Genomic DNA, 19,247 nt, shown 5'->3' on the forward strand with positions numbered 1-19,247 from the left:
TAAGCACTCCAATCTCTCAAAGCGCCCACACAGTTTGTCTTCTCTCTTCTTAATGAACCCGCCCCGAAGGCGTGATGCGTATTCTACTCATCCACGACTCCTTGTCAAACACTTTCTTCATTTTTTTTGAAATTATTTTTTGATCACTGTGTTTTTTGTAGGTGCACCTTGGCAATTCTGCGCTTCCCAACCTGGATTATATAAGTCTTATCAACCTGCAATGACTGAGCGACATTTTCAATTCGTTCACCATCAATTTTAACCCCACCTTGTTTCGCAAGTCTTATCGCTTCTGAAGTGCTTTTTGTCATATCGAGCTGTTTGAGCAGTTGGGCAATCTGTACTGGTTCATCAGCTGAAATGACCTGCTCAACTAAATCCTCAGGAATTGCCCCTTTTTGAAAGCGTTCTATAAATGCTTGATGGGCGGCCTCAGCTTGAGCCTGATCGTGGAAACGGGCGATTAGTTCTTTTGCCAAATCAATTTTAGCGTCACGCGGATTTGCTCCTTCATCAACTGCTTTCTTAATCGCAGCTATCTCACTACCTGATTTGAAACTTAGCAGATCAATATAACGCCACATTAGATCGTCCGAAATTGACATGACCTTACCGAACATTGACTCTGCAGATTCACTAATACCTATATAGTTATTAAGTGATTTTGACATTTTCTTGATCCCATCAAGCCCTTCAATCAATGGAGTCATCATTACAACCTGTGGTTCCTGACCAGAATGCTTTTGCAATTCCCGCCCCATCAGTAGATTGAATTTCTGATCAGTTCCGCCTAACTCTACATCTGCTTTTAACGCTACAGAGTCATAACCTTGCACAAGGGGATATAAAAACTCATGGATAGCAATGGGCTGGCCAGAACTATAACGCTTAGAGAAGTCATCTCTTTCCAACATTCTTGCTACGGTATGCGTTGCAGCTAGACGGATTAAATCGGCTGCCCCCATAGCCCCCATCCATTCGGAATTAAATGCTACCTTTGTTTTTTCTGGATCTAGGATCTTAAAAACCTGCTGTTGATAGGTCTTTGCATTTTCAACGACTTCTTCTCGGCTCAGCGGCATACGAGTCACATTTTTTCCTGTGGGATCGCCAATCATGGCAGTAAAGTCGCCAATTAAAAAAATGACCTTATGACCAAATTGCTGGAATTGTCGTAACTTATTAAGTAGTACTGTATGACCTAAGTGGAGATCAGGCGCAGTAGGATCAAAACCAGCCTTAATAATTAGTGGCTTCCCGTTGAGCAATTTTTTTTCTAATCCCTCTTCAGGAAGAATCTCTTCGCAACCTCGTTGCAACTCACCACAAACTGAATCTTCAATTATCATAACAACAAAACCTTACTTTTAATGATTGACCTAACTTCTTCCAGCGAGTATCTTAGCCCGGTTGTCTTGTTCTCGCTAGAGGATAGGCGATTTATTAGGATAGATTAGATTTCCTTATCCATAACTGACGTTACTAATAATGAGATCTATATAATAGAAGTGAATAACTTCTAAGTGGTAATGACTAGTCGTGGCTGTTTCATCAATCGATTGATTGGGTTGAAGTACCTTAACTTAGTGGTCAGAACCAGAAGATGATTGAAATTAATTGACTGTAATATTTTGAGGTTCGTTGTCGATTCGCTAGAATGTACGCCCAAACCTGAGTTTATGACGTTTTTGGGTAAGCAAATTGATAGCCTGCCAAGATAAACAGCATTCATCCAGGATGACAGCAGTAAAGGCGAAACATGGATCAACGACCCAATGTCTCATTAGAAAATTCATCTAAGCCATCCAAAGTAATGGCTCTAATCGCTTTGGTGATTGCTATCGCCCTGCCTTTTATTTTAGTCAAATCCTTTCCTAATAAGCAAAAGGCTAACTATGATGCCGAGCAGGCACAAGCAGCCGAGGAATTACAAGAAACTCTTCTACCAACACCAGAAGTTACTGAATCAGTTAAACAACGACCTGACACATCTATTAGTGAGCATTCGCTTGCTGCAGCTAAAACACGCCCTGCCGGGGAATCTAAAAAAGACAGAGTTGCAACCGCAACAACTGCATCCCCCAGAACTACAACGGCTAGTGCCGTCAAAGAAAAGATTCAAACAGAGTCTAAGCAAGCCAAAACCAAGGTAGTTGTAGAAAGAGATAGCGGGCCTAAAACTCTAGTAACCCGCAGAAGAGACTCTCTTGCAGCAGTCTTTAGTCGTATAGGCCTAAATCGCCAATTATTGCAGACAATTACTAAAGAAAACCCTCGTATCAAGTCATTAACCAGACTCAGGCCTAATGAGAAATTAGAATACCATATAAAGAATCGCACTCTTGAAAAAATGAACATCCCCTATTCCAATACACAATCTCTTGTGCTTTATCGGGATGGTCAACATTACAGAACCAAGATTAATCCCTATAAAATTACTAGCCAAAACCATCATGTGACAGCCACTGTCCGAGGCTCTTTATACACCACAGCCAAACGCTATAATATTTCATACAAATTAATCCAACAAATGACTGAAATTCTTGCCTGGGACATCAATTTTGCAAAAGATATCCGCGCCAATGATCAGTTTACTATTGTATATAGAACTACCATGGCTAATGACAGGGTAATAGGAACCGGCGAGATTGTTGCTGTTAGTTATCGCAATCGCGGTAAAACCTTTCAGGCCGTTTTGCATACTAGCCGTTCAGGACGCTCAGATTATTACAGCCCGAAGGGAAACAGTTTGAAAAATGCCTTCAATCGTTATCCTCTTCGCTTCACGCATATCAGTTCAACCTTCAGTGCGGCTCGAAATCACCCTATCTTGCGTTATAAAAGACCACATAAAGGAGTCGATCTGGCAGCACCCATAGGTACTCCAATCATGGCAACAGGTGATGGCCGGATTGAAATTATTGGGCGCCAAAGTGGCTATGGAAATATGATCAAAATAAAACATAATAATACTTACAATACTATTTATGGTCATATGCTGAGATTTCAGAAAGGCTTATCTAAAGGGACTTATGTGAAAAAGGGCCAAATCATCGGATACGTTGGTCAGAGCGGCTTGGCAACAGGACCTCATTGCCATTATGAGTTTCATATTAATCAGAACCCCAAGAACCCAACGACGGTTGATTTGCCCCGCGGAGACTCTGTCCCAGCGCGAGAAATGGCTAGTTTTAGAGCCAATTCCAACAAGTTACTCAGTCTGATTAAATCCCTTGAATCAGGGCATTTTGCCAAGGCAAACCGTAAAGGAACAAGAGTCGGTTAACCTTAGGCAAAAAGATAACGGCAGATCATGACACTGGCTATCACACCAGCAAAATCTGCGAGCAAACCAGCTGGTATTGCATGTCGGGTTCGTTTAATCCCAATCACACCAAAGTAAACAGCAATCACATAGAAGGTTGTTTCTGTGCTTCCCATCATGGTCGCTGCAGTCTTAGCGATTAGTGAATCACCACCATATTGATGAATTAACTCAGCCATAATCCCTGTTGAAGCACTTCCAGAAAAGGGTCGTATTAATGCTAAAGGCAATAATTCGGAGGGCATGCCTAGGGCGGAAAGTACTGGCGCCAAGACATCCTGTATCAACTCAAAAAAGCCAGAGGCTCGCAGCATCCCAATAGCTACCAGCATTGCAATTAAGTAGGGGACTATACTGATGCTGGTTTCAAAGCCCTGCTTGGCTCCACTAACAAAGGCATCAAAGACGTTGATTTTTTTCAAGGCACCATAAAAAGGGATTCCCACAATGAACGCAAGAAAAATTATATTTGAAAACTGATTGGCAAAACTACTCATTGACTCCTACCTCTCGAATTCGGTAAACAGGTAATTTGGCTAGTTGTTTCACAGCTACAATAGCTACTATCGATGATATAGAAGTCGCGACTAAAGAACTGAAAATTACTGAGCTTGGATGCAAACTGCCATTTGCTGCTAAAAAAGCAATTGCTGTCGCAGGTATTAGCTGCACACTGGAGGTATTGATTGCCAGAAAAGTACACATGTCATTACTTGCTTCCTGAGCATTGGTATTAAGGCGCTGAAGCTCTTTCATTGCCTGTAAACCAAAGGGCGTTGCTGCGTTTGCTAAACCTAACATATTAGCCGCAATATTCATTACCATCGCGCCCATAGCAGGATGATCGGCTGGAACCTCTGGAAATAACCAGCGCATTATCGGATGTAATACACGCGCGAGTCGCTTAATCAGGCCAGATTCGGAAGCAATCGCCATGATTCCTAGCCATAAAGCCATTACACCTGCCAGCCCTAAAGCGATTTCAAAACCGAATTTGGCAGAATCTGTCACTGCCTGCACAACTTGATCAAGGCGACCTTGGATTAGACCAACAACCAGGGAGGTAAAAATCATTCCTAGCCATATTGCATTAAGCATTCTATACCTCTGCAGGGAAATAGGTTAAAATATGTACTTGTTTTTAAAGACTGGAGAGTTTATGCGCCTAGTTTATCTTAGGAAAACAAGAAAGTGGATTGCTTTTACTACTTTTCTACTACTTTTATCACCCTCACTAGAGGCAGAAGTATCTCCCATACAGCAACAAACTGACGCAGTAATTACTAAGCTTTATCAAACCCTCGATAATAATCCCCCAACGAATATGCCAAACAGACTAGACGCTATTAGCAGCGAATTTATCGGTAAGGTATACCTGCTTGGCGCTTTAGGGGAGGGTCCTGATGCACTCTATGATCAAGAACCACGGTATCGTATGGATGCCTTTGACTGCGACACTTATGTCACCACAGTACTCGCTTTAGCTTTGGCTAAAAATCAGCAAGGTTTCAAACAATGTTTGTCTAAGGTGAGATATAAAGATGGCCAGGTTGATTTTATTAGCCGTAACCACTTTATGTCGTTAGATTGGAACCCTAATAATCAACAGCAGAATTTTATTCAGGATATTACAGAATCGATTAAAGATGGAAACCATCAAGCTGTCGCACAAATTGCTACAGCACTCATCGATAAGCCCTCCTGGTATGAGCATTTTTCAAACAAAAATATTCGACTAAACTCGGCTGATGAAAATGAGCATACTAAACGATTAGCTGAGTTAAAGGTGGCGGGATCAAAATTAGAGAAACAAAACGCATCAATTCCTTATTTACCGCTGACATCCCTTTTTGATTCACAGGGTCATCCCAATCTGTTTTTATTCGAGCAAATTCCTAATGGTGCAATTATCGAAATTGTTCGCCCCAACTGGAATTTACGCGAGCTTATTGGAACTAATCTAAATGTCTCACATTTAGGCTTCGCATTCTGGAAAAATGGCACACTTCTATTTAGGCAAGCCTCTTCACAGTATGGCAAGGTTGTTGAAGTTCCATTAATTGACTATCTACGTGAAACGATGAAAAGCCCGACGATCAAAGGGATCAATGTTGAAGTAGTCGTACCGCAATCGCCTTTGGATGAACAATGTATTAATCCTAAGATGATTTCAAAATCACCTTAGTTCTAAGAAGAATAGGTCAGCCCTATCACCCTAATGCAACGTCATCCAAAACGCAGCGAAGGATCTCCGGGATTAACACTGTGCCACATTCAGGAGATCCTTCGCTGCGCTCTGGATGACGTAGCGCTGAGACAAGGAGGGACTTGACCTATTACATGCAAGATTAACCAAATGTAGCTTTAAGATTCACATAAAAGCCATCAAGTGATGAAGAAAGATTTCTCACTACTGAATTGATATAGACCGGATTAGTTGCACCAGCTGGATCATTCGGTGCCATGGGGAACCTAGCTCCTGTGCAAAGATCAGTAAAGACATTATTATAGTTATCAGCTTGATAACCAAGTTCTAGTCCAACTGTTGATGTACTTTGGAATTGATACACATAATCGACGCCAATTTTTCCCCTTAGATTTACAACGCCATGATGGTCGATTCTATCGGCACCCTGAGGGAAGGGAAAAGGACTACTTGGCAAGGCATTGATATCCTGATAATCCATTTTACCCCTATAGTAAGCGACAGATCTTCCTGCAATAAAACCAAAGCCTCTGCCAAATTCATAGCGGGAATCGATACCTAACCTTGGGCTATATCCATTGTATTTACTGTGTTTCGTCAGGTTAAGGCCAGAAGACTGGTTACCCATAATGTTTGTGAACGTTGTTTTCGACCTTTATTTAAAATGCAGATAAAAGGCACCCGCCAAGAGACGGAGTGCGATATTAGTATTCACTTGCAGAATTTGGCTCAACATCAAATCGGCATTATCAAAATCAATATCAATCCTATTTTTTACATCCGTATTGCCAACAGGAAATGGAATATTGGATGGTGTAAGATCAACATCGCTATGCCTGCGGTTATGACTATCAGAAGCGCCCCAAAAGTGCAGGAGCAGGGCTAATTCGATCATTTCTGAGCGCTTTTAACGAAGAGTACTTTGATTTATCGAAGAGTTTAAACAACTCTTAGCCCGAAGTGACGTTAAATCAAACAATAAGTCCCAATAGCGATCGTTCTGTTATAAGGCAATTGATAAAACTCAATATTTAAATTGGCAGAGTAATTACGCATTAAAAAGGCAAATAGCTTTTCTTGCCAATGAAACATGAGTGTTTTTTTCTTTTTAGAAGCGATTACATTAGGAATTTCAACCAGATAAGTTGCTGATTCCCATTCCAATTTAAAGGGAAGCAGCTTTTTCTCACAAGCCCTTGCCAAAGCTTTAGGTACTGAAATGTTATCCATAAAGCCATAATGCAGAGTTATTTCACAAACCCTTTTATCGATTTGGTGAATTTCAAAACGCTTGTCGCGATGAATATAGGGTTTGTTTTCAACCACATAACTAACAATCAAGATGTTCTCTGGCACAGCATAACTTAGTTTTAAAAAGTGCAGAAAACTTCCACCACTGCGATCATAGGTATCTGTCAGGAAGATCGCATTAACCCCGGGCAATTGATTGAGTGATTTGTAATTCAACTGCTTGATAATTTTAGAAATATCATCTTTTTGCATATAGAAATTTTCTTTCAAATACTGCAAACCTAAATTCCAGGTGTACATGATGTAACTCACTATCAATGCAAAACAAACCGGCACCCAGCCTCCTGTTAAAAATTTGTGCGCATTCGCCCCTAAAAAGACAAAATCCACAAAGAGAAAGGGAGTAAATACAACAACGATACGTAAAATAGACCAGCCCCAAACCTGACGCGCCGCATAAGTTACCATGGTCGTCACCAGTAACATGACTAAATTTACAGCAATGCCATAGGCATGCGTCATATTACTTGAGCTTTTAAAGGTAAATATAAGTAACAGTGTTCCAATCAGCAAAACAAAATTCATTTGTGGAATATAAATTTGCCCAATGTGCTCTTTAGACGTTTGAATAATAGGAATACGAGGGCAAAGCCCTAACAATATGGCCTGTTTAGTTAAAGAAAAAGTGGCAGTAATAACTGCCTGTGAAGCAATAACTGTGGCAATTGTGGAAATAATAAGTAAGGGAATGGAAAACCAATCTGGCGCTATCATATAAAAAGGGTTAGCAATTGCCTCAGGATGACTGATTAGATGAGCACCCTGTCCAAAATAATTAAGGACAAGACAAGGCAATGCGACTAAAAACCAACTATAGCGAATAGGATTTTTACCAAAATGGCCAATATCAGCGTAAAGAGCTTCTCCCCCAGTTACAACCAGAAAAACGCCACCTAGCAGTAAATAACCTTTCATACCATTGTCATATAAATATTTAAAGGCATAATAAGGATTTAGCGCTGGAAGCACCTCTCGATGTCGATTGATCTCCACAATCCCCAAGACAGCAATAGTAATAAACCAAATTAGTAATAGGGGTCCAAAGGTTGCACCAATTTTCTCGGTGCCGTGGGATTGCATAAAAAATAATAGAATTAGGATTCCACCTGATAGAGGAATAATAAGATCATCAAATCTAGGTGATATCGTTTTTAATCCCTCAATAGCACTAGTCACCGAAATTGCCGGTGTTAACATACCATCACCAAGCAATAAGCCCGCGCTAAAAATAGCTAATAAATAAAACAGATGCTCATGTTTTGTCGCTTTTTGCTTCAACAAGGCCAATAAGGCTAAGCCGCCCCCTTCCCCTTCGTTATCTGCCCTAAAGACAATAACGAGATATTTAAGTGAAATAATAAAGATTAATGACCAAAAAATTAGGGATAACACCCCTAAAATATCGACACGAGTAAGCGGTAAATCACCAAGAGTCTCTCTCAAAGCATAAAGTGGACTAGTTCCGATGTCCCCAAATACCACCCCCAGAGCACCGAGTGATAAAGCTAGAGGAAATTTTTTATTGGTATTATTCAACTAAGCATCCTTTCTAATAATGAATCAACAAAGCAGATTGTGTAGAGAGTATAAAACTATTTCATTTGCGACAAGTAATCCCTTGAATTTGTTTACATTAATCACAACCTGGCCTAATTTAACTCTTTAATGCCTTTGTCTATGCCCTTCGTGTCACGACTAGATTGCGAAATCACAGTGGATGCTTAATAATGGAAAAATTAATGAGTTATAGGAGTGGGAATGTCACACAAGAGCTCCCTCGGGCACTTGGCCTTTGTTAGTCTTTTATCTTTAGCTATAAGTGGCTGTTTCCATGCTCCCTATAATAATTTTAAACCCTATCACCGTGTTTATGAGACGACCAGTCCTGGTGCAGCAGTTGGGGCCGCAGCCACGATTGCAGCAGGCGGAGCCCCGGTTATTGCAGGCGCAGCCCTTGGTGCGGCTGTAGGTGCTACAGTTGGGCTTTATAAAGACTCTAAGCCCTCTGTCATCAGGGAGCTGCAAAAATTAGATATCCAATATGTGGAGTATGGCGATACGATCACCCTAATCGTTCCTACCGATCGTTATTTTATCTTTAATAGCGCTCGTTTTAATGAACTATGCTTTCCTGGTTTATCAGACCTCGTTAAACTCATCAAAATGTATCCAGTAGCTTGTCCTATTTATGTTGCTGGCTTTACTGATAATGTTGGTTCTCGCTACAGTAAAAACATGATGTCACAAGCAAGAGCTGAAAGAATGGTTTCATTCCTGTGGGCGAATGGAATTCCCGCTAGACGTTTAATTGCCGAGGGATATGGAGATAAAAATCCTGTTGGCGATAATCATATTATTCACGGCAGCGCGTATAATCGTCGCCTTGAAATTCAGATATTCAAATATTGCGCAGCACAAAAATCTGAAGCGCCTCCCTATCTAGGTCCTACTAAATAAAGTGAGGTTCAAGAGGCGCATTTGAATCTTAGTGAGAACGGTTCAACTACCGTGCATTGCTTATATAGGTGTATTAAATGAAATCCAGATTTATTGGCGGTATTCTTCTTATTGTTGGCACATCGATTGGCGGTGGCATGCTTGCCCTGCCCGTAGCCAACGCAGCAACAGGTTTTTGGCAATCATCTCTTTTTTTATTGCTTTGCTGGGCTGTGATGACCCTTGGCGCATTATTTATCCTCGAAGCCAATCTGTATTTACCACCTGGGAAACATATGGTTTCTATGGCCGCGTCAACTTTGGGCACCCCAGGTCTGCTTGCAGCATGGCTAAGTTATATTTTTTTACTTTACACCCTGCTTTCAGCCTATATTTCCGGTGGTGCAGACGTCTTTGGTAACCTCTTCCAGCACATTGGTGTACCTATTAATGAATGGCAAGCGAGTACCCTTTTTACTATTTTTTTTGGCCTTATCGTCTATAGCGGCATTCGACGCGTCGATTTGCTAAACCGCGGCCTGATGTTCGGCAAGCTCGGAGTCTATTTTATCCTCATCTTGCTCATTGCTCCCCATGTGCAAATTAAGCTGCTTGATGGTGGCAATTATCGTTACATCACCAGCACGGTTATGATTTTAATCACCTCCTTCGGCTTCGCGATTATTGTCCCCAATTTACGTGATTATTTTAATGATGACATTAAGGCACTAAGAAAGGTGGTATTAATTGGTTCTCTTATCCCTTTAGTCTGTTATTTAGCCTGGGATGCAGTAATCATTGGTAGCCTGCCCTCTACTGGCTCCAATGGTTTGGCCGCCTTAATGCACGATGAGCATACAACCTCCGCATTGGCAACCACGCTTTCAAATACTGTAAAGAATCATGTCATTAGTTCCTTGTTTAATTTTTTCACATCCATTTGCATGTTGACTGCCTTTCTTGGTGTCTCTCTTTGTCTCATTAGCTTTTTAGCGGATGGTTTAAAAATGGAACAACGTGGACGACAAGGACTAGTTTTATTTTTACTAACCTTCCTCCCTCCTCTGCTCGTTGTTATTTATTATCCTGGAGCGTACATCCATGCGCTGAGTTATGCTGGGATTTTTTGTGTAATTTTGCTATTACTATTGCCAGCGTTAATGACCGTATTTGGCAGGAAAAAATTTTCATCGCCCTATACAGTCCCTGGTGGTAAATTATCACAATGGTTTGTTATTGGTAGTTCGATTCTCTTGCTTGTTAATTCAATTTGGGAGTTAATCCCCAGTAAAGGCTAGGCTCACCAAGCATTCTCATTGACATGCCAGATGGTTTTAATTTATCATATTGTATTAATTTTGCTCAAATGGAAGGGATCGTGCCTAACTCAAAAATTATCGGCGGTATTTTATTAATTGTTGGCACCTCAATTGGCGGAGGAATGCTAGCCTTACCTGTTTCAACCGCTGAGGCAGGCTTTACCAATTCTATTTTCTTCTTAATTATGTGCTGGCTGGTAATGACTATCGGTGCTTTGCTCATTCTGGAGGTTAATCTTCGCTTACCCCCTGGCAGCTCTATGATCTCTATGGCTAAATCCACTCTGGGACTACCGGGACAAGTCATTGCTTGGGTTACTTATCTATTACTGTTTTATACCTTATTGGCAGCATACATTTCCGGCGGTTCTGACGTCCTCAATGGGATCTTGCAAAGAGCAAATCTGGATTTTCCTAGCTGGTTAACCTCGCTGTTCTTTACAATCATTTTCAGCCTGGTCGTTTACGGTGGTATTCGCTCTGTAGATTACGTCAATCGCGGCCTTATGTTTGGTAAGTTGGGGGTATATATACTGCTGGTTATTCTAATTAGCCCACATATTAATGTTTCTACCTTAAATGGCGGCTCCATGAAAGCAATTGGTGGTAGCCTAATGGTTCTAATCACCTCCTTTGGCTTTGCCTCTATAGTCCCCAGTTTGCGGGAGTATTTTCATGATGATGTGCATAGCCTACGTAAGGTAATTCTTTTTGGTTCATTGATTCCTTTAAGCTGCTATATCCTTTGGGACGCAGTGATTATGGGTGTTATACACCGCGAAGGTAGTAATGGCCTGATAGCTCTGACTACTAATGCCCATGCTACTAGTGGCTTAACCAATGCCTTATCTGCTGCTGTTGACTCTAATTGGGTCACAGGCTTTTTTAGCTTTTTTACCTCTATCTGCATGGTAACGGCTTTTCTTGGCGTTTCGATTGGATTATTTGATTTTCTGGCTGATGGCCTGACACTTAAAAAAACCGGACTTCAAGGCAGATCCACACTAGCCCTTACTTTTATCCCACCCTTGGCAGTGGTGCTTATTAATCCTGGGATTTACTTGCATGCTCTAAGTTATGCAGGTATCTGCTGTGTTGTCTTGCTACTTCTTTTACCTGCTCTAATGGCATGGAAAGGCAGAAGATTAGGACCTGAAGAAGAGACTTGGATTGTTCCAGGTGGAAATTTAGCGCTTGTCTTTGTTGGATTAACGGCAATATTTTTACTTTGTCTTGCAATTAAGTAATACGATTCCTTGTCATTCTCACCCAGCATTGTTGCGTGAGAATGACAAAACCACTCTACTATATCGTTAATGCCTTTTTGACATAATAATTAGCAATATTCATCAGATCTTTTCTGTTCATACCTACGGAAAAAACTTGTTCTGAAGCAAAAAGATCATCAGACCACATTGTGCGAAGGAATGAGAGGAATTTGTACCCTAACTCCAGATTGTTTTCTAACATAAACTCTACTGAATTCTTAAAAATTCTCTCTTGTCCTAAAGACTCCCTTCCAATTGGCTTTAGCTCTTCATTTTGCATTTTCGCAAACACCCGCTCAAAGCCCTCGCTCATCACTTTGCGTATTTGCATACTCCCATCTATTGCACGATGATCTGCACTAATGGACATAGCAAGCATATCTTGAGGTTCAAATTGCTCTGTTTGATGATTCCATACTGGTTTACGCTCAACCTCTAGCATAGTTAATTTTGAAGACTCATTGGGTCGTAGTGGTGACTTCGCTTGAGAAAAACCAAAGGAACTTAGATCTGACAAGGATACAAATGGGCTAGCTGGGAAATGACAGCCATAAAAATCATCAGCCATATCGTCAAGTGGCTCATCGGCTAATTTAATCAATTCAGGATTCTCTTGTTCTAATTGCTCGCATCTTTTATAGCAATAGGTCATCTTCTTCCTGATAGATCTCACTTTACGTGCTAAGTCTTGCAAGCTTAACTCATGACAATTTTTCAACACAATTGTGCCAAGCTGATCACCACAGTTAGGCAATTTCAATATTAGACCAACATAGGCATCCTGGGTTGTAAATAGTTTGCTTCGGTCTATAAAAATACGGAGGTAATCATTCTCATACATCCCTAAACTTGTTGCTTGCAGGATTAAAAGCATTAAAGTCTCATGGGTATATTGACCACTGAAATAATTAAATGCAGTTATGTTTACATTAAACTGACCAACCATTGTTGGATCGACTGGTACTCTCCACTGACTCATTAATAGCTTGCGTAGTGGAGTTTGCTCAACTTGATTAACTGATTGGTCATAAAGGACAAACCCTGAGAATAGCTTGGAAGAAAACTTCACGAAATACTGCCAGTTATCACTTGGAGATAGGTTAATTTTACCTAGTTGTTTACGGTGCTTTATATCCAGATTTTGCAAATATTCAATAATTGCCTGGTAACCAACTAAGGTTGAGAATGAAACAATATATCTGAATTGCATAAAAATATTGGCTGATAATTGGTTCTCCATAGATTCAATTTTTTCAGCAATAACCTTTTTATCTGGCAAACCAATAGAGCTATAAAGCTCAGCCTCGCTAACATGGCGATGCTCATCAGCAATAATCGTGTCGAACACTTTTGGTGCAATACCATGCCTTTGGAAAGCATAGAAAAACTCTTCAATCCAACTCTCGCTAATTAAATTTAACAAGACTACAGCAATCTTAGGGTCGCTTTCCTCACGAACATAATTACATAATAATTCTACTTTTTCGCTATAGGCTGGCGGCAGGGCGTAAGGCGAACAAAGCATATAAACAATTTTTGTAAAAACTAAACCATGGAAAATTTCATCCAAGAGTTGATTTCTCATTAGTCGTTTATGGACAGGATCTGTCATCTTCGATTCAAACTTTAGAGGGATCTGAATAGCAAGAACTTCTAACTGTGCTAATAGGGAGAATGTTTGGATATAGCTTGTTCTATCATGTTTCAACTCAAAGGGTAAACCATCTTTAAACATCTCAGCCATGCGGGAGTTGATTAACTCCTTTTCTCCTGCGGTAAGCTGATTCCAACCCTCTAATATCCACTGCTCAGCACCCCAAGAAGGTTTCAGCAAGGCATTCAGTTCATCCATCGTAACTCCGGCTGTTCAATAATAAGTTTTGCATCATACCCAGAGCCTTAAACGAACGTCAACATTTCACACCAGCATTTGCTTTTGCTACTCTGGCTATTTACTTAAGATTGGGAGATACTTCCACACAAATAACTATCCTCTTCACTATGATCAAAATAAGACCCTTTCTAAAATGGGCAGGAAACAAATACCGCTGCATTGAAACCATACTAAATTCCTTTCCAATTGCTGCAAGACTTGTCGAACCTTTTACTGGCTCAGGTGCAATTTTTGTTAACTCCACTTTTCAAAGTTATCTCTTAGCTGAAGAGAATAAAGATTTGGTCGTTCTTTTCAAATGCCTGCAAGAAGGGGGTAATGACTTTATAACTTATTGTTCTCAATTGTTTTGCAAAGACAATAATTGTGCTGATAAATACTATCAATTAAGAGAGCAATTTAATAAAAGCACAGACTTACAATTAAGATCAGCGCTTTTCCTGTATTTAAACAGGCATGGCTATAATGGCTTATGCCGTTATAATCAAAGCGGCATTTACAATGTACCCTTTGGTCTTTATAGCAACCCATACTTCCCACGTAAGGAAATGGACTATTTCCATCATAAGGCCCAGTTTGCCCATTTTATCCATAGCGATTTCAGAGACACTTTCGCTCTAGCAAAACCTGGTGATCTGATCTATTGCGATCCCCCTTATGTCCCCTTATCAAATAGCGCAAATTTTGCTTCTTATACGAATAAAAAATTCGGAGAGAAGGATCAACTCGATTTAGCCGCTTTAGCTAGAGAATGTGCAAATAAGGGCATCACTGTAATTATTTCTAATCATGATACTGAGTTTACACGTTATCACTATCGTCATAGTGAAATCATTTCCTTCCCTGTAGAGCGTAGTATTAGTTGTAACGCAAACAAACGAATTCCAGCGCAAGAGTTGGTCGCTATTTTCAGATAAATAAAAGGTAATAGGTCACGTCCCCCCACCTCTTATCTAAGGAAAACCTTGATTACGCTTTGCTATAGACTCCACGCTCAAGCCGCAGGAATTAGGGATAGGGGTAACCTGTTACCCATTTTTGTCCCATCTCGAGAGAACTATTACAATAAAAGGTAGACTGGATGCAGCGAAGCGGAATCCAGGCTACGGGTTCCGCTCCACATCCTGAGCTTAGTTGCCTATGGAGCGAAAATCCTTCATGAAAAAGGCCAGGATTGTTACAAATAAAAGAGAAATCGGTAATATCGAAAGCGCAAGCTGGTAATCAACAACTGTATAAATATGCTCACCTGCGACAATACCACTATCACCAAAAGTATCTAACAGCTTTCCTACTAAAGGCTGGAATACTACACCGCCTAAAGTAACTATCATGTTTACTGCCGCAAATACCGTGCCCGATAGCTTAGCGCCACTATTCTCTTTAGCCATGATAAAGACAATGATTTCAGTTGCACTAAATACACCATAAAGAAATAACAGGATATTTAACCAGGTATAAGATAAGCCTGGATAGTAGAGAACTATGCTTATACAGATAAAAGCCAATACTGCACCAACAACTAAGGGCAAGACGCGCCGCCCGCTGCTATCAGAGTAAAAACCCGCTATCGGCGCTCCAACAGCCCAGCCTAAAAACATGGCAGATACCGTTTTTGCCGCCTCGACTTTGGTCAGATGATGAGCTTGTTCCAAATAACTCTTACCCCATAACTCGCCAAAAACTGAAAGAGAAGTATATAAGCAAGCACCGACAAAACCGATTAACCAAACCTGTGGTGAGCTCAAGACAGACCAAACATTGGCAAAAAACTCAGGCAGAGGATGACTATGGGGCGCATAACCCTCTGGACCATCACGAACAATAAGGAAGATTAGAACTGTTAGTACAGCACCGATTGTGATCATCATCGTTAGCACATGTTGCCATCCCATGGTTACAGCTACATCGGTGATTTTAACCTCACCATAGACTAAGCCCAACATACCTAAAGTGGTAATTAAACCTGCGACCAGGGAAAAGTAACGACGCGGTAACCAGTGCAGGGCAAGTGATAAAACACCCACAAAGGCAAAGGATGAACCAAACCCGACTAAGAAACGTCCACTGCCGGCAATTAACATAGAAGTGGTATCAGCGAACATCCATGAGCCAAGTGCACAACAGAGACAGGCAAAGGTAAGCAGACGCCTAGGTCCAAAACGGTCCATTAGCATACCAACTGGTAATTGCATTGGTGAATAAGCGAAATAATAGAATGCTGACAACTGGCCAAAAGTTGTTGCAGAGATATGGCCAAAAGCTGCGCTTAGTTCACTTTGTAAAGCACCCGGAATAATTCTGAGTACAAATTCATAACAATAAAAGAAAGCACCAACAGCACATACCAAGCTACCAAATAGGGCTTGCCTTCGACTTATAGTTGTTCTAGTTATCTGCATTAGCATAAGTTTCTTTCAAAAAGAAGGTTAAAATAGCGGCAATAACAATACCTATAGGGATTATTGATAATGCGAACTGATAATCATCTGCAGTATATAACTGTTGTAATTTATCAACAGGAATAGATTGCAGAGGAACATCTCCCATGTGCGATGCCAGACTTACGTCCAACAACTTTCCTACCATAGGCTGTAAGAACATAGCCCCTAGCATAACGATCATATTCGTTGTAGCCATTGCAGTACCCGCAGCCTCGTTAGGACTAAGCTCACGACCCACAGCAAAAACGATACACTGAGCACTATAGAGAAGTCCAAGTAAGAACATTAAGGCCTGAATGTGCGATTCAGTTAGTCCCGGCATATAAAGCACGATCATCATGATCACAGCCGCACCGGTAGCACCAAATAACATAGGGAGTTTACGACGCTTTAATCTATCTGAGATATAGCCCATCAGAGGTGCGCCAATAGTAAATCCTAAAAAGAGTAGCGAGTTGGCAAAGTCAGCAGCAGGCTGCGATAAATCATGGGCGTGTTTCAAATAGGGAATTCCCCAAAGCTCAGCAAAAACTGTAGTTGGTAAATAAACTAAACAGCCAAACAAACCGTTTATCCAGATCTGCCTGTTACGAACAATAATACTGAGGTCAATCATGCTCTTTCGAAAATTCTCGACAGTACCACTACGACGTTGATGGCTTTTTTTATCGCGAATACCAAACCAAAGAACAATAGCTAGGCCAAGTCCGACATAAGCAGTTAAATTCATTGTCTCACGCCAACCAACTCTTATTACCAGGTCCCCCAAAAGGTTATCACCTATCATCGCACCAACAGTACCCAAGGCAGCTGCCAAACCTGAAACCATCGCTAATTTATTCTCTGGCAGCCAGATGGTAGCCAGCTTTAAAACGCCAACAAAGGCAAAAGCGGAACCAAATCCCACGAGGAAACGTCCGATTGCTGCGATCCAAAACACCGTTGTTCCGGCAAATACAAAGGTACCAAAAACACAGATAAGGCAAGCGATAGTAATTAATAACCTTGGACCGTAGCGATCAAGAAGAACCCCAACAGGAATCTGGAGAGGAACATAGGCATAATAATAAAATGCAGACAACAACCCAAATCCGGTTGCAGATAGTTGAAAGTGTTCACGTAATGCACCTTCCATCACGCTTGGCGATATACGCAAAAAGTATTCATAGCTGTAATAAACAGCTCCCAATCCGCAGATAAGCCAAGCTATCAGCAAGTATTTTTTATTAGCAGCACTATGCAAAACGAACTCCTTCGCTTAATTTGGTTAAGGACAAGAATTGTCAAATTAATTTCCTAATATTCACTGCATTCATCAAAAAGCCATATTTGGCAGATCTTGCAAAAATATGGCTTTTCCTAAAGCATTCAAAATATGGTGAATCTTAGAAAACTTCTATTAATAGCCGTCCCGGCTAACACCACTTGCTCTTGCAGCTGTAGCAACAGCTTGCGATACCCGCTCTTTCAAGCGAGGATCAAAGGGCTTGGGAATAAAATACTCAGGTCCATAGTCCCAATTTGTCATACTTGGGCAATTGTCTTTTACCACTTGAGGAACGGGCTCTTTTGCCAATTGACGAATTGCTTCAACAGCAGCAATCTGCATTGCCTGATTAATGCAGGTTGCACGCACATCTAATGCCCCACGGAAAATATAGGGAAAACACAAGACATTATTGACCTGGTTAGGGTAGTCACTACGACCAGTTGCAATAATTAAGTCGCTACGAACATCGCGAGCAACCTCTGGCTTTATTTCAGGATCTGGGTTCGACAAAGCAAAGATAATCGGATTTGGCGCCATTGATTGTAAAAGGGCTGCATCAAGCAAATCAGGTTTAGCCACACCAATAAAGACATCTGCATCAACTAAAGCATCTGCTAGTGTCCGTCGGTCTGTTGCTCGCGCAAAAGCAAATTTATAGGGATTTAAATCTTCTCGCCCAGTGTGAATAACGCCACAACTATCTAAAAGAAGCATTTTTCCCTTATCAGCGCCCAAGGCAACTAATAAACGCATTGAAGCTATGCCTGCTGCACCAGCACCAATGCAAACTATATTTGCTTCAGAGAGTTTCTTACCTTGTAATTCGAGGGCATTCAATAACCCTGCGGCAACAACAATCGCTGTACCGTGTTGGTCATCATGGAAAACTGGAATATTAAGCTGTTCAATCAGAGCTTGTTCAATCTCGAAACACTCAGGCGCTTTGATATCTTCTAAGTTGATACCACCAAAAGTTGGCGATATCCGCTTCGCGGTGGCAATAAAAGCCTGGGGATCGTCTGCATCAATTTCGATATCGAAGACATCGATATCTGCAAAACGCTTAAATAATACAGCCTTGCCTTCCATTACTGGTTTGGAAGCCAACGCTCCCACATCACCCAGTCCTAACACTGCTGTCCCATTAGTCATGACAGCAACCAAATTAGCTTTGGCTGTATAGCGATAAACATCATCTGGCGTTTCAGCAATAGCAAGCACCGGCTCGGCTACACCCGGTGTGTAGGCAAGCGATAGATCATCTTGTGAATTGGTCGGCTTAGTTACATGTACAGCAAGCTTTCCTGGTGTTGGAAACTCATGATAATGTAGCGCGCGCAGCTTTAATACATCTTTATCCACAATGCTTACTCTCTAAAATTAAACAACTCGGCAAAAAATCATATAGAAAAACGTTAGAGATGAACAGTCATTTTGCAAAAAAAAGGCGCATCGATATTGCGCCTTGTAGCTTGTTCAAATTGACAAAAACAAATCTAACGACAATCGAATTGATTACTCACCACGCTTCTTATAACGGTCACGGAACTTCTGAACACGTCCACCAGTATCAACTAGTTTTTGCTTTCCTGTGTAGAAGGGATGGCATTGTGAACAAACTTCGATATTTAAATCACTAGTCAAAGTTGAACCTGTTTCGAATACACTGCCGCAACTACAGGTCACTTTTATAGTTTTATAATCTGGGTGAATTGATGCTTTCATGATACCACTCTCTCTTTACTAAAGGAGTATCGCCACCTGAACCCTTTTG

17 protein-coding genes are annotated in these 19,247 nt (G+C 41.0%); 6 read left to right on the plus strand and 11 right to left on the minus strand.

The genetic code is table 11. The features are described from left to right. Positions 1-143: 143 nt before the first annotated feature. Positions 144-1,349 carry a tyrosine--tRNA ligase gene (gene tyrS, locus BN1094_RS00005; RefSeq protein ID WP_043872404.1) on the minus strand — a complete coding sequence of 402 codons (1,206 nt, stop codon included), beginning with the start codon at positions 1,347-1,349 and terminating at the stop codon, positions 144-146. A gap of 410 nt (positions 1,350-1,759) precedes the next feature. On the opposite strand from tyrS, the gene BN1094_RS00010 reads away from it, so the two are divergent. Beyond that, positions 1,760-3,286 (plus strand): M23 family metallopeptidase, encoded by a 1,527-nt coding sequence (locus tag BN1094_RS00010; RefSeq protein ID WP_043872405.1) that lies wholly within the window; start codon positions 1,760-1,762, stop codon positions 3,284-3,286. A 2-nt stretch (positions 3,287-3,288) separates the two neighbouring features. Here BN1094_RS00010 and BN1094_RS00015 read toward each other — a convergent pair whose 3' ends face one another. Continuing rightward, entirely contained in the window at positions 3,289-3,822 is a 534-nt protein-coding gene (locus BN1094_RS00015; protein ID WP_043872406.1) for a spore maturation protein, read from the minus strand. Further along, positions 3,815-4,423, minus strand: coding sequence for a nucleoside recognition domain-containing protein (locus tag BN1094_RS00020; RefSeq protein WP_043872407.1), 609 nt, complete (start codon positions 4,421-4,423; stop codon positions 3,815-3,817). The genes BN1094_RS00015 and BN1094_RS00020 overlap by 8 nt, the downstream gene beginning before the upstream one ends. Positions 4,424-4,484: 61 nt before the next feature. Here BN1094_RS00020 and BN1094_RS00025 point away from each other — a divergent pair, with 61 nt between their 5' ends. Beyond that, positions 4,485-5,510 carry an N-acetylmuramoyl-L-alanine amidase-like domain-containing protein gene (locus tag BN1094_RS00025; RefSeq protein WP_052403049.1) on the plus strand — a complete coding sequence of 342 codons (1,026 nt, stop codon included), beginning with the start codon at positions 4,485-4,487 and terminating at the stop codon, positions 5,508-5,510. 163 nt (positions 5,511-5,673) lie between these two features. Here BN1094_RS00025 and BN1094_RS00030 read toward each other — a convergent pair whose 3' ends face one another. The 3 genes from BN1094_RS00030 to BN1094_RS00040 all read right to left on the minus strand — a co-directional run bounded on the left by BN1094_RS00030 (position 5,674) and on the right by BN1094_RS00040 (position 8,378). Beyond that, positions 5,674-6,159: an Lpg1974 family pore-forming outer membrane protein gene (locus tag BN1094_RS00030; RefSeq protein WP_043872408.1), complete on the minus strand. Its 486-nt coding sequence runs from the start codon at positions 6,157-6,159 to the stop codon at positions 5,674-5,676. Positions 6,160-6,186: 27 nt separating this feature from the next. Continuing rightward, on the minus strand, positions 6,187-6,426 hold the full coding sequence (locus BN1094_RS00035) for a hypothetical protein (protein WP_043872409.1): 240 nt from the start codon (positions 6,424-6,426) through the stop codon (positions 6,187-6,189). Between the two features lie 71 nt (positions 6,427-6,497). Continuing rightward, the gene (locus BN1094_RS00040) at positions 6,498-8,378 is read right to left on the minus strand and encodes a potassium transporter Kup (RefSeq protein ID WP_043872410.1); all 1,881 of its coding nucleotides are present in this window, start codon (positions 8,376-8,378) and stop codon (positions 6,498-6,500) included. Positions 8,379-8,600: 222 nt separating this feature from the next. On the opposite strand from BN1094_RS00040, the gene cmpA reads away from it, so the two are divergent. The 3 genes from cmpA to BN1094_RS00055 all read left to right on the plus strand — a co-directional run bounded on the left by cmpA (position 8,601) and on the right by BN1094_RS00055 (position 11,844). Continuing rightward, entirely contained in the window at positions 8,601-9,299 is a 699-nt protein-coding gene (gene cmpA, locus BN1094_RS00045) for a C-OmpA-like family protein CmpA (RefSeq protein WP_043872411.1), read from the plus strand. Between the two features lie 77 nt (positions 9,300-9,376). Next, positions 9,377-10,576, plus strand: coding sequence for an amino acid permease (locus BN1094_RS00050; protein WP_043872412.1), 1,200 nt, complete (start codon positions 9,377-9,379; stop codon positions 10,574-10,576). 80 nt (positions 10,577-10,656) lie between these two features. Further along, complete coding sequence (locus BN1094_RS00055; RefSeq protein WP_043873601.1) at positions 10,657-11,844, plus strand: amino acid permease; 1,188 nt, start codon at positions 10,657-10,659, stop codon at positions 11,842-11,844. A 58-nt stretch (positions 11,845-11,902) separates the two neighbouring features. Here the strand turns inward: BN1094_RS00055 and BN1094_RS00060 are convergent, their stop codons facing one another. Next, positions 11,903-13,717: a 2-oxo acid dehydrogenase subunit E2 gene (locus tag BN1094_RS00060; protein ID WP_052403050.1), complete on the minus strand. Its 1,815-nt coding sequence runs from the start codon at positions 13,715-13,717 to the stop codon at positions 11,903-11,905. A gap of 149 nt (positions 13,718-13,866) precedes the next feature. On the opposite strand from BN1094_RS00060, the gene BN1094_RS00065 reads away from it, so the two are divergent. Beyond that, positions 13,867-14,676 (plus strand): Dam family site-specific DNA-(adenine-N6)-methyltransferase, encoded by an 810-nt coding sequence (locus BN1094_RS00065; RefSeq protein ID WP_043872413.1) that lies wholly within the window; start codon positions 13,867-13,869, stop codon positions 14,674-14,676. Positions 14,677-14,889: 213 nt separating this feature from the next. Here the strand turns inward: BN1094_RS00065 and BN1094_RS00070 are convergent, their stop codons facing one another. The 4 genes from BN1094_RS00070 to rpmE all read right to left on the minus strand — a co-directional run bounded on the left by BN1094_RS00070 (position 14,890) and on the right by rpmE (position 19,198). Further along, positions 14,890-16,161 carry an MFS transporter gene (locus BN1094_RS00070; RefSeq protein ID WP_043873603.1) on the minus strand — a complete coding sequence of 424 codons (1,272 nt, stop codon included), beginning with the start codon at positions 16,159-16,161 and terminating at the stop codon, positions 14,890-14,892. After that, complete coding sequence (locus BN1094_RS00075; protein WP_043872414.1) at positions 16,148-17,446, minus strand: MFS transporter; 1,299 nt, start codon at positions 17,444-17,446, stop codon at positions 16,148-16,150. Before BN1094_RS00075 ends, BN1094_RS00070 begins: the two co-directional genes overlap by 14 nt. A gap of 156 nt (positions 17,447-17,602) precedes the next feature. Beyond that, a complete protein-coding gene (locus BN1094_RS00080; protein ID WP_043872415.1) occupies positions 17,603-18,835 on the minus strand; it encodes a malic enzyme-like NAD(P)-binding protein in 1,233 nt (410 codons plus the stop codon). A 153-nt stretch (positions 18,836-18,988) separates the two neighbouring features. After that, positions 18,989-19,198 (minus strand): 50S ribosomal protein L31, encoded by a 210-nt coding sequence (rpmE, locus tag BN1094_RS00085; RefSeq protein WP_043872416.1) that lies wholly within the window; start codon positions 19,196-19,198, stop codon positions 18,989-18,991. Positions 19,199-19,247: the final 49 nt, after the last annotated feature.

It is taken from the genome of Legionella massiliensis (assembly GCF_000756815.1).
GTDB classification, from domain to species: Bacteria; Pseudomonadota; Gammaproteobacteria; order Legionellales; family Legionellaceae; genus Tatlockia; species Tatlockia massiliensis.

Excerpts from the sequence above, each read along its gene's own strand:
- BN1094_RS00050 (WP_043872412.1), top strand. The coding sequence starts at position 9,377 with ATGAAATCCAGATTTATTGGCGGTATTCTTCTTATTGTTGGCACATCG.
- BN1094_RS00030 (WP_043872408.1), bottom strand. The coding sequence starts at position 6,159 with ATGGGTAACCAGTCTTCTGGCCTTAACCTGACGAAACACAGTAAATAC.
- cmpA (WP_043872411.1), top strand. The coding sequence starts at position 8,601 with ATGTCACACAAGAGCTCCCTCGGGCACTTGGCCTTTGTTAGTCTTTTA.
- BN1094_RS00010 (WP_043872405.1), top strand. The coding sequence starts at position 1,760 with ATGGATCAACGACCCAATGTCTCATTAGAAAATTCATCTAAGCCATCC.
- BN1094_RS00020 (WP_043872407.1), bottom strand. The coding sequence starts at position 4,423 with ATGCTTAATGCAATATGGCTAGGAATGATTTTTACCTCCCTGGTTGTT.
- BN1094_RS00035 (WP_043872409.1), bottom strand. The coding sequence starts at position 6,426 with ATGATCGAATTAGCCCTGCTCCTGCACTTTTGGGGCGCTTCTGATAGT.
- BN1094_RS00060 (WP_052403050.1), bottom strand. The coding sequence starts at position 13,717 with ATGGATGAACTGAATGCCTTGCTGAAACCTTCTTGGGGTGCTGAGCAG.
- BN1094_RS00070 (WP_043873603.1), bottom strand. The coding sequence starts at position 16,161 with ATGCAGATAACTAGAACAACTATAAGTCGAAGGCAAGCCCTATTTGGT.
- BN1094_RS00025 (WP_052403049.1), top strand. The coding sequence starts at position 4,485 with ATGCGCCTAGTTTATCTTAGGAAAACAAGAAAGTGGATTGCTTTTACT.
- tyrS (WP_043872404.1), bottom strand. The coding sequence starts at position 1,349 with ATGATAATTGAAGATTCAGTTTGTGGTGAGTTGCAACGAGGTTGCGAA.
- BN1094_RS00015 (WP_043872406.1), bottom strand. The coding sequence starts at position 3,822 with ATGAGTAGTTTTGCCAATCAGTTTTCAAATATAATTTTTCTTGCGTTC.
- BN1094_RS00065 (WP_043872413.1), top strand. The coding sequence starts at position 13,867 with ATGATCAAAATAAGACCCTTTCTAAAATGGGCAGGAAACAAATACCGC.
- rpmE (WP_043872416.1), bottom strand. The coding sequence starts at position 19,198 with ATGAAAGCATCAATTCACCCAGATTATAAAACTATAAAAGTGACCTGT.